This window comes from Dietzia sp. IBK-p2-15D, from assembly GCF_057773105.1.
In genome coordinates this window covers 44,271-58,112 of record NZ_JBYMTK010000009.1, presented here as the reverse complement: position 1 = coordinate 58,112, position 13,842 = coordinate 44,271, and the positions used below count along the sequence as shown (strand labels likewise).

The following is a 13,842-nucleotide window of genomic DNA, read 5'->3' as shown; positions in this document are numbered from 1 at the left end:
ACACGGTCGTCGCGTGCCACGATGTGCCCCGTGACCCCAGTGACCGCTCCCGCCGACGACCCTCCACGCGCCGCCACCGAGGCCGGCACCGGAACCGCGGCGGTGGCGCCCGTCTCCCCGCGCACCGCCGCCCCCGTCATCGCCGCTCAGGCCGAGGCCCCGGTCTCCCGGGTCCGGGCCACCCTGCGTCCCGGCACCGTGGTCGTCGCGCGGGATGACCACACCGTCCAGGTGGGACTGGCACCTGACCGCGCGGTGGTGGTCGACGCCCCCGCCGTTGTGGGCGCCCGCCGCCTCACTGCACTACTCCGCGGCCTCGACGGCGGGGCCCATCTCGACGACGTGGCCGCCCGCGCGGGGATCGACGCGTCGGGGATGTCCACCGTGGCCCGGATCCTCGTCCACCTGGCCGACCTCGGTCATCTACGACTCGACCCGACGGAACCGGGAGCAGACACGGACGCAGACGCGCACGCGACGGGCCCCACTCCTAGGCCCGCGCCGGTGCGTCGGGTCCACATCCTGGGGGTCGGCCAGATCTCGGAGGTGCTTCGGGGGCCGCTGTCGGTCAACGGCTGTCGTGTGACCACCGGCCCCAGCCCGGGCTTGACGCTCGACGCCGAGCGGCCGCCCTGGTTCCGCCGGGGCAGGGCCCCCGACCTGGTCATCCTCACCGGCACCGTCTCGGTGGATCCGGTGGTCACCACCGCACTCGCCCGGTCCGGGCAGGCGCACATGCACGTGTACTGCCGGGACGGCCGTGTGGTGGTGGGCCCGACCGTGGTGCCGGGTGTCACCCCGTGTCTGCGCTGCACCGACCTGTACCGCGCCCGCCGGGACCCGCGGTGGCCGTTCGTCGCCGCGCAACTCATCGGACACAGCCCTGACGCGGCCGTCCCCGCCCTCACCGCCGCCGCAGCCCTGGTGCTGGCGGAGGTCGCCGCCAGCCGCGAACCCCGCACCAGGCTCCAGACAATCGGTGCCACCGTGGAGATCAATCCGTCCGAGGGACTGTGGCGCCGGCTCGAATGGCAGGCCGACGCAGGCTGCGACTGTGGCGCCGCCCCGCATGTCCGTCCTCTGTCATGATTGAAGGCGTGTCCGACCTACCCCGCACCTCGTCCCGCCGCGCAGCACGCCTCGCGGGACTCCCACTGGGCATCGCCGGTCGCGCCGCCGGTTCACTCGGTCGACGCGCCCTCGGGCGGGGTGACGGGGATCTGAGCGAGGAACTGGCCGATCAGGCCGCCGAGCAGGTCTTCGCCGTCCTCGGGGAACTCAAGGGCGGCGCCATGAAGGTCGGCCAGGCCCTGAGCGTGTTCGAGGCCGGGATGCCCGACAAGTACGCCGAGCCGTTCCGGGAGGCCCTCACCAAGCTGCAGGCCGAGGCTCCACCCATGCCCGCCGCCGAGGTGGAGCGGGTCCTCGACGCCCAGCTCGGGCTGCGCTGGCGCGAGCGGTTCGCAGAATTCAACGGTGACGCCGCCGCGGCCGCCTCCATCGGGCAGGTCCACCGCGCCGTCTGGTCCGACGGTCGGGAGGTGGCCGTCAAGATCCAGTATCCCGGCGCGGACGAGGCCCTCCGCTCGGACCTACGGCAACTCCGGCGACTGGCTCCCCTGTTCCGGCCGCTCAACCCTGGCACCGACATCAGGGGCATCATCGATGAGCTCTACGACAGCACCGTGAGCGAACTCGACTACCGCGCGGAGGCCGACACCCAGCGGGTGTTCTCGGCCGCCTATCGCGACGATCGCCTCTTCCGGGTGCCCTCTGTGCTGGCCTCGTCGCCGAAGGTGCTCGTTACCGAGTGGGTGGACGGGCGGGCCCTGAGCCGTATCTCCAGCGACGGCACCCCCGAGGAACGCAACCGGGCCGGCGAGCTCCTCACCGAATTCCAGTTCAGTTCCCCCACCCGTGCCCGGATGATGCACGGTGATCCCCACCCCGGTAATTTCCTGCTCGCCGATGACGGTCGGCTGGTGGTCCTGGACTTCGGCGCGTCGATCCCGCTGCCCGAGGGCGTGCCCGAGGTCCTCACCTCCATGATGCGGCTCGCCCAGGCCGGCGATTCCGCGGAACTGGTCCGGTTGATGACCCGGGCCGGATACGTCGGCCGGAACGGCCTCGACCCCGCCGACGCGATGGCGTTCCTGAACCCGTTCATCGAGCCGATGCGCGAGCCCGTCTTCCACTTCAGCCGCGCGTGGATGCAGAGCATCATGTCCGTCTACGGGGACGTGTCGGGGCGGGAATTCCGCACCTCCCGCTCGTTCACCCTGCCGCGCGAGTACGTCCTGATCCACCGGGTGCTGTCCGCGTCGGTGGGCATGCTGTGCCAACTCGAGGCGTCCGCCCCGTACCGCGAGATCGTGCAGCGCTGGATGCCGGAGATCTTCGCCGACGAGGACTGACCAGCCCCGGGCTCGGGGATCCTCCCGCGCAGGGCGGGTTCAGGTGGCGCGGATTAGCCTCAGCACGTCATCGCCGTACTCGCTCAGCTTGTGCGCCCCGATCCCACCGATCCGGCCCAGTGCGCGGGTGTCGGAGGGCCGCTCCCGGGCGATCTGGGCGAGCGTGTCGTTGGTGAACACCGTGTAGGCGGGTTTGCCGATCCGCTCGGAGGTCTCCTTGCGCCAGTCCCGCAGTCGTTCGAACAGGCCGGTATCGACCTCCACCGAGCATTCCGGACACAGCCCGAGCGCGCGGTGCATGGGCCCGGTGAGCTTCTCCCCGCACCCGCGGCACCGTCCCTTGTCCGAGGTGTCGGTTGACCCGCGCGGGCCGACCGGGGACTGGGCCGGGCGAACGGGGTCGAGGAAGCGGCTGGGACGTCGGCTGGCCCGGCCACCGGCGCGTCGACTCCGACTCCACGACACGGTCAGGTGCTCGCGGGCGCGGGTGACGCCCACGTAGAGCAGGCGCCGCTCCTCCTCGATCGCGTCCGGTCCGGCGTTGATCGCGTGGCTGATCGGCAGACTCCCCTCGTGGACCCCGATGAGGAACACCGCGTCCCATTCGAGGCCCTTGGCGGCGTGGAACGACGCCAGCGTCACACCCCGCTCGTCCGGGGCGTGACGTGCCGCCGCACGTTCTCGGAGCCCCGCGACCACCGGCAGCAGGCCCTCGCGAGCCTCGGCCGTGGCGATCTCCTCGGCGAGCCCCACCAGCGAGTTCAGTGAATTCCAGGTCTCCCGGGCCTGGGCACCGGACGGCTCGGCGGCGGTGAGCCCGAGGGGCTCGAGCGCCTGCCTGATGACTGCGACGATCTCCGTGGGGTCCGACAGCTGGGAGTACGCCTGCGCCCGCGCCTCGTCCGAGCCGTCGATCAGTCGGTCGATCGCCGACATGGCCCGACGGACCACCGGCCTCTCGAAGAAGCCCTCGCCCCCCTTGAGCCGGTATCCGATCCCGGCCTCGTCCAGGGCCGCCTCGACCCGCTCGGACTGGGCGTTGATGCGGTACAGCACCGCGATCTCCGAAGGGTCCATCCCGCCGTGGACGAGATCGGCGACGGCCCCCGCCACCGCCTCCGCCTCGGCGTCCTCGTCGGGATACTCGGCGAGAACCGGCTCCGGACCCGGCGGTCGCATGCCCCGCAGGGTGAGCCCGGCGCTGCGGAAACGGCCGCTGCCGGCGCTGATCACCGCATTGGCCAGGTCCACGACCTGAGGCGTGGAGCGGTAGTCGGACTCCAGGCGCACGACGGTGGCACCCGGGTAGCGGTCCGCGAAACCGAGCAGGAAGTCCGGTTCTGCGCCGGCGAACGAATAGATGGTCTGGTTGACGTCACCGACCACCGTCAGGTCGTCCCGCCTGCCCAGCCACGCGGTGAGCAGCCGTTGTTGAGCCGGCGTGACGTCCTGGAACTCGTCGACGACGAAGCAGCGGTAGCGGTCCCGGAACTCCTCGGCGATCGCCGGGACCTCTTCCACGAGTTCGGCCATGTGGCTCAGGAGGTCGTCGAAATCGAGCATCCGGACCGGTCCGGAGACCTTGAGGTCCTCGTACGCCCGGAACGCGCGCGCGACCTCGGGGGCCGGCACCGGCAGGTCGCGACCCAGCGCGACGGCCTGCTCCGCGTACGTGTCCGGGGTGAGCAGGCTGGACTTGGCCCAGCCGATCTCGGTCAGCACGTCGCGGATGGTCTCCGTGGCGGGGTCCAGGCCGACCCGGCGTACCGCCTGGGCGACGGCGCGGAACTGCCCGTCCAACAGCTGCCAGGGTTCCTCCCCGTACACCCGTGGCCAGAAGTACGACAGGTTCCGCAGGGCGGCCGAGTGGAAGGTCCGGGCCTGTACGGGTCCCGTCCCGGCGTCCGCGACTCCCAGCCCCGCCAACCGCATTCGCAGCTCCCCGGCGGCGCGGGCGGTGAACGTCACCGCCAGCACCTGGTCGCCGCGGACGTGCCCGGTGGTGACCAGGTGGGCGATGCGCCTGGTGATCGTGCGGGTCTTGCCGGTCCCGGCGCCGGCGAGGATGCACACGGGACCCCGCGGCGCCAGCACGGCACGACGTTGCTGCGGGTCGAGACCCTCGAGGGCCGACTCCGCACCATCTTTCCGTCCGCGACCATCTCCCCGTCCGCGCCGCATGTCACTCACGCCCCCATCGTGGCATCCGCCTCCGACATCGCGTCCGAGGCCTCCCCCCGGGGATGATTCCCGCGGTCGTGCGCGTTACACCCCATCATGAGCGATCTGACGACGAACGACGATGCCGGCGCCCTGACCCTGTACACCACCACGTGGTGCCCCTTCTGCACGCGACTCAAGAAGCTGCTGGACGAGAAGGAGATCGGCTACACCGAGGTCGACGTGGAGGCGGACGCCGATGCTGCCGCTTTCGTCGAGAGCGTGAACGGCGGCAACAGGGTCGTCCCGACGGCGCTGTACTCGGACGGCACCACCGCCACCAATCCCCCGGCCTCGCAGGTGCGCGCCAAGCTCGCCGAACTCGCCGGGGTCTGACGCGCTCGGCCGGGCCTGACGGCGACGCCGGGGGACCGGCGTCCTCAGGCGTCGGCGTCCCCGTCGACCGCTGCGACCCAGGACTGCAGCATCACGTGCGCGATGGAGACGGCCGGCGCCACGATGAGGTCGCCACGGCCGGCCAGCGCGTCACGGACCCGGTCGACGTCGAACCACGCGGCCTCACTGATCTCCTCGTCCTCGAGCACGATCGGGGCCTCGGGGTCGCCGATGGCGTGAAAGCCGACCATGAGGGACCGGGGAAACGGCCAGGGCTGACTGCCCAGGTAGCGCACGCGGTCGACGACCACGCCCACCTCCTCGGCGACCTCCCGTCGAACGCAGCCCTCCAGGGACTCCCCCGCCTCGACGAAACCGGCGACGTGCGAGTACATGCCCTCGGGCCAGATCGGCTGGCGGGCGAGGAGCACGCGGCGTCCCCCGTCGTGGACCAGACAGATCACGGCGGGGTCGGTCCGTGGATACTCGAGGCCCCCGTGGAACGGGTCCTCGATCGCCCATCCCGCGTCGACCCGGCGCGGATGGTGGGTACGTTCGCGGCCGCGGACGTTGTCGCGATGCCACCCGAGTAGGGCCATGGCCTGGGAGGCCAGCGACCCGTCACCCTCGACGAGGTCGGCCCCACACGAGCGGAGCGACGTCACCGCGGGGTCGGCGGGGAGCTCGTCGACCGGGACCGCCCAGATGTGCCGGGCGTCCTCGGTCCTCCCGAGGAACACCGCCTCCTCGGGGAGGGTGTCCGCGAGGTCCAGGGCGGGTTCCAGGCGGATCCGCTGCCGATCACCGGATGTCGGCTCGATCGCGAACCTGTTGCGACGGTCCACCTTCATGACGCACGCCGCGGCCCATCCCCTGTTCAACTCGTCGGAGTCCTGCCGTAGCGGTGCCGCCCTGTCGGGCGCCGCCACCGAGAGCACCGGATCGGAGTGGAGGGTGAAGTCCATCGGCATCGTGTGGGGTCCTTTTCGCGGTCGTGAGGGGCGTCGATCAGCGTAGCCCGGTCACCTCGGCGTTCCCGCCCTGCCCGTCGCTCAGTCGGGGATCATCCGGATGTAGAGCAGCCGGTCGCCACTCTCGAGCGCGTCTGCCTCGGACTCGTTGACCTTGATGAGCTGTCCCTTGCGCACCACGCCCAGGACGAGTTCGGCCAGGTGTCGGGGCGAGCCGCCCACCTCGGACTCCTCGACCCGTCGTTCGGCGATGGAGAAGCCCTCGTCCGGGGTGAGCAGATCCTCCATCATCCCCACGACGGTCGGCGAATTGGTGGCCAGACCGAGGAGACGTCCGGTGGTCTCGGCGGAGACCACCACGGAGTCTGCGCCGGACTGCTTGAGCAGGTGCTTGTTGTCGCTCTCGCGGACCGTCGCGACGATCTTCGCGTTGGGCGCCAGTTCCCGCGCGGTGAGGGTGACCAGCACGGCCGTGTCGTCCGAGTTGGTGGCCACCACGACAGCGGAGGCGCGGGTGAGGCCGGCCAGTTTGAGGACGTCGGACCGGGTGGCCGAGCCGTGGACGGTGACCAGACCGTGGGCGGCCGCGGCCTTGAGTGCCTGGGGGTCGGTGTCGACGACGACGATGTCGTCCGGGGCGGTGTCGTCGGCGAGCATCGCGGCGATGGCGGATTTGCCCTTGGTGCCGTAGCCGACGACGACGGTGTGATTGCGCACGTAGGTTCTCCATCGCTGGATCTTGAAGGCTTGACGGGACTGCTCGGTCAGCACGGCCAGAGTGGTGCCGACGAGCAGGATCAGGAATACGAGGCGAAGCGGGGTGACGACGATGGTGTTGATCAGCCGCGCCTGCTGGGTGATCGGGGTGATGTCTCCGTAACCGGTGGTCGAGAGGGAGACCGTGGCGTAGTAGAAGCAATCGATGAGCGTCAGCTCACCTTTCGCTCCGCCGCCACCGGTATAGCCCCCGCGGTCGAACCACACCACCAGCACAGCGATGCACAGGGCGACGACGGCCATCACCACGCGCTTGCCGATCAGCCGCCACGGCGTCTCACTGTTCTCCGGGATGCTCACCACGCCCACGAGCGCATGGTCGGGACTCTCGTCCAGCGGGTCGTGGCCACGGAACCGCGATGCCAGTGCGCGCTTCTTCACCATGGGACTCCGTTTCCGCGACGCGTCCCCCGCGGGGACCGTGCCGTCATCGACATGAATCGTCGCCTATCGCCCGCCACGGGACAACAACCGGCCCCGCCCCGGCCCGTCGGTGAGGAGCCGCGACAGTTCGTCGGCGTCCGGCAGAGGGGCCGGTTCGATCGTGCGCCCGGAACGCACGTAGTGGAAGGCGGCGCGCACGCGGTCGAGCCCCACGGGTCGTCCCAGGCGTGCGGTGGCGATCTGGGCCCACGCGTACCGGTAGACGGCCAGCTGGAGGGCGACGGCGGGCATGTCCCGCTCGGCGGGCACCCGTCCGGTCTTCCAGTCCACGACGATCCACCCGCCGTCGCCGTCGCCGTCGCGGTCGCCGTCGCGGTCGCGGTCGGCGACGGCGAACACCGCGTCCATCCGTCCGCGCAACAGGTGCTCGCCGAGCCCCACCTCGAAGGGCACCTCGACCGCTTCGGGTGTCATCCGTGCCCACCGGGATGCCTCGAACGCCTCCTGCAGTGCGGTCAGGTCCGCCTCGGACAATCCGTCGGCCGCGCCCTGGTCGCCGGCGCCGGGCAGGTCGTCGATGTCCAGGAGGTGGGTGGCGCCGAAGCGGTGCTCCAGCCAGAGGTGGAAGCGGGTCCCGCGGCGGGCGAAGCGGTCGGGGCGGAAGGGGACCGGCCTGCGGAGTCGGTCCGCGAACTCCCGGGGGTCGGACGCCAGAGCGACGATCTGGCCCGCGGTGAGCCGGCGGGGCAGGATCACCTCGTCCCGCTGTTCGGCCGCCCGCCGCGCGTCGGCCAGCAGCGGTGCCGCGGCCAGGTGCCAGCGGCGTGCCGGTCCCGATTCGGGCGCGTCCTCGTTCTCCGGGTCCACCGGCACGGCCGCGTCGACCGCCCGTGCGACGGCGACGCGGTCGGGTGCGGCCGGTCGTGGCCACGTGGCCTCCACGACGGTCGTCGTGGCGGGGTTGGCCGGGGAGGGTGTGACGACGAGGTGATCGATCTCGCCCAGTGGCTCGTCTCCCCCGCACGCCTCCACGACCTCGTCGAGGAATTCCGAGGGGCCCTTGGGTGTGGCGGCCCCTCCGATCCAGTGTGACCCGGAGAGCAGAAGCGTCTGCTCGGCTCGTGTCACCGCCACGTAGAACAGTCGCCGATCCTCGTCCAGGGAGCGCCGCCTGACCCGCTTGATATGAGTCTCGAGCGCGTCCTGCAGGAGTTTCCGGTCGGTCACGTCGTCGAGTCGGGGCACCGGGACGCCGCCGGGGTTGTCCTCCGATTCGCGGTCCCCCCGCAGTCGCTCGGGTACCTGGGTCGCCGTCCGCACCGAAGTCTGGGGCGCCTGGTCGGACGGGAAGACCCCCTGCGCCAGGTGCGGGACGGCCACGATCTCCCACTCGAGCCCCTTGGCGGAGTGGACGGTGAGGATCTGGACCCGCCCCGGTGTCGCGGCGACTTCACCGCGCGCGAGCCCGCCGTCGACCGTGCGCGCGAGGTCGAGGTAGGCCAGGAAGGCGTCCAGTCCTGTTCCCCGGTCCGGCCGGAACCCCGCCGCCACCTCCTGCAGCGCATCGAGTTGCTCGCGGGCCTCGCCGGCTCCCGCGCGTTGGCGTAGGCGGACCTCCGCGTCGACCCCGAGCGCCTGCTCGGCGGCGGCGACCAGGCGGGCGGGGGGTGCCGAGGAGCGGGCACGCAGGCCCGAGATGATCCCGGCGAGTTCGCTGATGCGCGCGGCGCCGTCCGCGCTGTAACCGGCTGCGGGGCCGGGGTCGGCGAGGGCGTCGGCGAGCCCGGCCGAGTCGGTCTCCTCCCCCCTGGCGATGCCGTCGAGGATGTCCTCCAGCTGATCGAGAGCGGCCACCGCCCCGCCGGGGGCCGCGGACCGGCGTAGCGACAGGTGGGAGGCACGCCGGGCGAGCGCGGCGAGGTCCGCGGCTCCGAGGGAAAACCGGGAACCGCTGAGCAGGCGCAGCAGTGCGGGTCCCGCACCCGGGCGGGAGACCACGGTGAGCAGCGCGACGACGTCGGCGACCTCGGGGACGTCGAGCAGTCCGCCCACCCCCACCACCTCGACGGCCAGGCCGCGCGACTCGAGGGCGGCGGCGATCGCCGCGGAATCCCCGTTGCGTCTGACCAACACCGCAGCGGTCGGCGTGCGACCGTCCCGGGCGGCCGCGCTGTATCTCGCGGCGATCGCGTCTGCGAGCCATTCCCGTTCGTCCGACGCGGTGTCCAGGACGGCCACCCGGAGGTCGGCGGCCTCGGCGCCGGGTCGGGCTCGCAGTTCGGGGACGGGGATCGACCCCGGCCGGTCGCGCAGGGGCGCGGTGATCCGGTTGGCCAGCGTCAGGACCTCGGGTGGGTTCCGCCACGAGGTGGTGAGCTCGCGCAGGTGCGACCGCCGACCGTCGGCCAGGGGGAAGTCCTCGCGGAACCTGTCGAGGTTCGAGGCCGAGGCCCCGCGCCAGCCGTAGATGGACTGCATGGGATCGCCGACGGCGGTGACGGCCGGGACGGGTCCCGCCCCGCCCCCGAACAGGGAGGAGAGCAGGACTCGCTGCGAGTGCCCGGTGTCCTGGTACTCGTCCAACAGCACGACCCGGAACGCCCGGCGCTCGGCCTGGCCGACCTGGGGGTGGTCGCGCGCGACGGTGGCGGACAGCGCCATCTGCGAACCGTGATCGAGCGCCGATTCCGTGCGCATGCGGGCCGCGACCGCGTCCACCAGGTCCGCCAGTTCGTCGCGATGCCCCTGCACGTCCGCCGTCTCCTGGAGCCACCGGGTGGGGGCCTGGCGTTGCCGCGGCCCGGGGGGCAGGGTCGCGACGAGGGTGGTCATCAGGTCGGGGTCGGTGCGCAGGTCGTCGGTGGTGACGAGGTGGTCGGACAGCTGTCCTGCCAGCGTGAGCACGTCGCGCGTCACCCGGCCGGGGGTCGATCCGGTCGTCAGGGGACTCTCCCACCTCGACACCACGTCGTGGGCGAGTTGGAAGGCGGCGGTGGGGGTGAGCAGCCGCGCGTCCGGTTCGACGGGGACAAGCAGTCCGTATGTCCCGAGCAGGGTCCCGGCGAACGCGTGGTAGGTCGAGATCTGTGGATCCTCGGTGCGGATGGCCTCCGCAATGCCAAGAGCGGCTCCCGGGCCCGTGCACAGGGGACTGCGCGCCAGCGCGTCGAGCCGCCGGCGGATGCGACGGGACAGCTGTTGCGCGGCCTTGCGGGTGAAGGTCAGCCCGAGGATCTCCCCCGGGCGGGCGTAGCCGTTCGCCACCAGCCACACCACGCGGGCGGCCATCGTCTCGGTCTTGCCGGCACCGGCTCCCGCCAGGACCAGCGTCGGTTCCGCCGGACCAGAGATCACCTCGGCCTGCTCGGCGGTCGGCCGGTGGATCCCGAGCGCGTCGGCGATGACGTCGGGCTCGATCATCGTGGTCACCCGATCACCTGCTCTCCCTCGGGCTGCGCCGGGCAGCTGGATCTCACGTCGCAGTGCTCACACCAGCGACCTACCCTCGCGGTGTAGGACGGCCCGATGGTCGCGCGGCCCGCTTCCGTCACCCGCCGGGTGAGTTCCTCCCCGGCCCCCGTCCCGAGCGGGTCCTGCATCCGTTCGGCCGGCATGCGTCCCTCCCTGCCCGCCAGGTAGAGCAGGAGCCCTCCGCCGGGGGCCCGACCCGCCGCGGAGTCGACGGCCCCGGCGGCGACGGCGAGTTGGTAGAGGGCGAGCTGCGGGTGCACGGCGGCCTCGGCGTGGCTCGCCGCGGCCCGGGAGGTCTTCACGTCGACCGGGATCACCTGTCCCGCCGTGGTCGCCTCGAGCCGGTCGATCCGTCCGCGGACCCGCACCGGGCCGTCGACGTCGAACTCGAACGCCTCCTCGACCCCGGCGGTGGTGTACTGGTCGCGCGTCGAGGCGCGCCACAGTCGGAAGGTCTCGGCCATCTCGACCATCGACTCCGCGCCCCGCTCGGCGAACCACCCTCGGGCCATCGTGAGGGCTTCCGCCCGTCGCCGCACGGCCCCCCGCAGTGCGTCCTCCGGGATCCCTCCCTCCACCGCCTGTGTCAGCGCGTGGACCGCCGAGCCCCGTACGAGAGGGGCCGCGGATCCGGCGTCCGCGGAGTCGCCCCGTACCTTCTGGAGGAACCACCGGAGGGGGCACTCCTCCAGTGCGCCGAAACCGGAGGGTGAGAGGACCGCGAGGGGCTCGCCCGGAGTCGGGGTGACCACCGGGGTGCCCGAGGACGGCTCGGCGGCGCCGAACCAGGTCCGCGGGTCGGCGACCTCCACCCCGGCGTCACGGAGTCCGGCGAGAAGTCCGGCCGCGTGCCGGGCATCCTCGGGGTCGGTGGCCGGGTCGTGGAGCGCCGCCCGCAGGTCCACGGCCAGGTGCGGCAGCGTGAAGACGGTGGGTGCGTGCCGGGGCGGGCCTCCCACCGCCCCGGCGGGCGCCGCGGTGGGGGTGGTGGTGGCCAGGTCGGAGATCTCGTCGACGAACCGGGAGGGCGCGACGTCGCCCTCCTCCGGGGATTCGACCGCGGTCACGAGGAGGTGATCCCTCGCGCGGGAGCAGGCCACGTAGAACAGCCGTCGTTCCTCGGCCGACCGGGCGGCGGCGGAGGACACGGCCCGCTCGGCCTCGGACGGCACCGGACCGTCACCGGCGATCTCGGTCAGGTCGACCAGCTCGTCGACGCCCAGGAGACCGGACCGCCGGCGCGGTGCGGGCCACACCCCGTCCTGCACGCCGCACACGGCCACGGCCCGCCACTGCCTGCCCACCGCCGCATGCGCGGACAGGACGCTGACCGCCCCTCCGCGGGCTCTGGTGTCCGCGCGTCCGGGGGCGGGCAGGTCCTCGCCGGAGACGACGTCACAGAAGAGGGCGACGGACCCGCCGGGGACCCTGTCGACGAAGTCGGCGGCGTGGTCGAACAGCGACACGACCGCGTCGAGCGAGCGGTCCACGGGCCGGGACCACGGGTCGGCGGCGACCGCCTGACGGACGAGGCGCCTCTCCAGTCTCGACGCCGACCACGCGGCCCAGAGGGCCTCCTCCGCGGTGCCGCCCGCCCCGAGTTCCTCCAGGACCGCCGCGCGGGCCCGCCGGACCCTGGTCACCGGCGCGAGCTCCACCGCCGTCAGGCCCGGCGGGATTTGGTCCTCCTCCGCGAGCACGAGCCGGCGCAGTGTGTCCGCACTCGGCTCGGTCCCGCCGATCCCGGAGCGACGCAGGCCGCGCCGGAGGCGCCGCATGGCCACCGCGTCGGCGCGTCCGATCGGGCCGGAGAGCATCGCCAGCGTCTGTTCCGCATCGGTTCCGGTCTCGCCGTCCACGGCGGAACGCACCAGCAGCAGGAGCGCCGACGCCACGGGGTCGTGGGCGGGCGGGATCTCCGCGCCCGCGTCCACGACCGGGACCCCCGCGGCGTCGAGGGCGGCGAAGAGCGCGTCCGCCACCCGGGGCAGCGAGCGGGTCACCACCGCCATCTCCGCGTAGTCGACGCCGTCCAGGACGTGTCGACGGCGTAGGAAATCCGCGATGACCGCGGCCTCCGCGGCGGACGAGCCCGCGACGGTCACCCCCACCGACCCCTCGGCCGGGCCCGGCGTCTCGCGGGGCCGGTGGCGGGCGGCCCCGGGGAGTCTCGACGCGACGCGCGCGGCGACGGCCGTGATCGCCGGTGACATGCGGTGCCCGGTGTTCAGGTCGATCGCGCGGCCACCCTGGTCCACCACGGCCCGGGCGAGACCCCCGTCGGCGCCACGGAACCGGAACACCGACTGGTCGCCGTCCTCGGCCACGAGCAGGACGTCCGCCCCGCCTCCGACCGCCGCGACGAACTCGGCGGCCAGCGGATCGAGGTGCTGCGCGTCATCCACCGCGACGAGACGGCGGGACCGGAAGATCTCGCGCAGATCGGGATCGGCGGTGAGGGCGTCCAGTGCGGCCCCGACGAGTTCAGCTGCGTTGAGCGCCTCCGGTATGTCCGACTGTCCGGAACGCACCCCGGACCGCAGCGCCATCTGCTCCTCGTGGCGGCGGAAGAACCCGGCGGCGGCGACCCAGGCCGGACGCCCCGCGGTGCGGCCCAGCCGGGCGAGTTCACGGGGTCCGATGCCCCTCTCCAGCGAACGCAGGAGCAGGTCGCGCAGTTCGCGGGCGAATCCGACGGTGGAGAGAGCCGGCCGCATCTGTTCGGGCCAGTGCGGGGCCCCGTCCGCCAGTTCGCCCATCAGGGTCTCCCGCACCACCGCGTCGTGCTCGGCTCCGGTGCGCAGGCGCGGGGGCGGTGCGTCGGCCCGCGCGGCCGCCAACCGGACGACCGCGTGGGCGAGGGAGTGCACGGTGCGGACGGGCGCGTCGGTGCCGACCACGAGGTGCGGGGGCATCCCGTGGGTGGCCTGTTCGAACAGGGTGGCCGCGGCCGCCGCCGAGCCGGTGAGCACCAGGACCCCGTCCATCCCCACCCCGCCGGCCACCGCGGATCGCACCACATCGACGATCAGCGACGTCTTCCCGCTGCCCGGGCCCCCGCGCACGACCCACCGGTCCTGCCTGCGCGTCCGGGCACCCGACCAGTCACGCCCGAGGAGGTCGTCGAGTTCCGCCGACCAGGACGTTCCATGCTCGTCGACCGCGCGTGCGTCGCGGGGGGCGGTCGGGGCAGGGGCGGTCGGGGCAGGGGCGGGCTGTGTCACGGCTCGATGAGACCACACGACCACGACATCCCCCCTGCCCGCCCG

Annotated in this window: 8 protein-coding genes; 3 read left to right on the top strand and 5 right to left on the bottom strand. The window is 72.9% G+C overall.

The genetic code is table 11. From position 1 onward, the window contains the following. Positions 1 to 30 precede the first annotated feature (30 nt). A complete protein-coding gene (locus tag AC3DEV_RS12605; protein WP_253003328.1) occupies positions 31 to 1,089 on the top strand; it encodes a hypothetical protein in 1,059 nt (352 codons plus the stop codon). Between the two features lie 8 nt (positions 1,090 to 1,097). After that, positions 1,098 to 2,414: an ABC1 kinase family protein gene (locus AC3DEV_RS12600; protein WP_488372337.1), complete on the top strand. Its 1,317-nt coding sequence runs from the start codon at positions 1,098 to 1,100 to the stop codon at positions 2,412 to 2,414. Positions 2,415 to 2,453: 39 nt separating this feature from the next. Here AC3DEV_RS12600 and AC3DEV_RS12595 read toward each other — a convergent pair whose 3' ends face one another. Further along, positions 2,454 to 4,595 (bottom strand): ATP-dependent DNA helicase UvrD2, encoded by a 2,142-nt coding sequence (locus AC3DEV_RS12595; protein ID WP_488372389.1) that lies wholly within the window; start codon positions 4,593 to 4,595, stop codon positions 2,454 to 2,456. A 96-nt stretch (positions 4,596 to 4,691) separates the two neighbouring features. On the opposite strand from AC3DEV_RS12595, the gene AC3DEV_RS12590 reads away from it, so the two are divergent. Further along, the gene (locus AC3DEV_RS12590; RefSeq protein WP_067712346.1) at positions 4,692 to 4,970 is read left to right on the top strand and encodes a mycoredoxin; all 279 of its coding nucleotides are present in this window, start codon (positions 4,692 to 4,694) and stop codon (positions 4,968 to 4,970) included. A 44-nt stretch (positions 4,971 to 5,014) separates the two neighbouring features. Here AC3DEV_RS12590 and nudC read toward each other — a convergent pair whose 3' ends face one another. The 4 genes from nudC to AC3DEV_RS12570 all read right to left on the bottom strand — a co-directional run bounded on the left by nudC (position 5,015) and on the right by AC3DEV_RS12570 (position 13,797). Further along, positions 5,015 to 5,941, bottom strand: a complete 927-nt coding sequence (gene nudC, locus AC3DEV_RS12585; RefSeq protein ID WP_268099431.1) for an NAD(+) diphosphatase — start codon at positions 5,939 to 5,941, stop codon at positions 5,015 to 5,017. 81 nt (positions 5,942 to 6,022) lie between these two features. Continuing rightward, complete coding sequence (locus AC3DEV_RS12580; protein WP_488372336.1) at positions 6,023 to 7,102, bottom strand: potassium channel family protein; 1,080 nt, start codon at positions 7,100 to 7,102, stop codon at positions 6,023 to 6,025. Positions 7,103 to 7,165: 63 nt separating this feature from the next. Further along, entirely contained in the window at positions 7,166 to 10,522 is a 3,357-nt protein-coding gene (locus AC3DEV_RS12575; RefSeq protein WP_488372388.1) for an ATP-dependent DNA helicase, read from the bottom strand. A gap of 5 nt (positions 10,523 to 10,527) precedes the next feature. After that, positions 10,528 to 13,797: a PD-(D/E)XK nuclease family protein gene (locus tag AC3DEV_RS12570; RefSeq protein WP_488372335.1), complete on the bottom strand. Its 3,270-nt coding sequence runs from the start codon at positions 13,795 to 13,797 to the stop codon at positions 10,528 to 10,530. Positions 13,798 to 13,842: the final 45 nt, after the last annotated feature.

Excerpts from the sequence above, each read along its gene's own strand:
- AC3DEV_RS12595 (WP_488372389.1), bottom strand. The coding sequence starts at position 4,595 with ATGCGGCGCGGACGGGGAGATGGTCGCGGACGGAAAGATGGTGCGGAG.
- AC3DEV_RS12590 (WP_067712346.1), top strand. The coding sequence starts at position 4,692 with ATGAGCGATCTGACGACGAACGACGATGCCGGCGCCCTGACCCTGTAC.
- nudC (WP_268099431.1), bottom strand. The coding sequence starts at position 5,941 with ATGCCGATGGACTTCACCCTCCACTCCGATCCGGTGCTCTCGGTGGCG.
- AC3DEV_RS12580 (WP_488372336.1), bottom strand. The coding sequence starts at position 7,102 with ATGGTGAAGAAGCGCGCACTGGCATCGCGGTTCCGTGGCCACGACCCG.
- AC3DEV_RS12575 (WP_488372388.1), bottom strand. The coding sequence starts at position 10,522 with ATGATCGAGCCCGACGTCATCGCCGACGCGCTCGGGATCCACCGGCCG.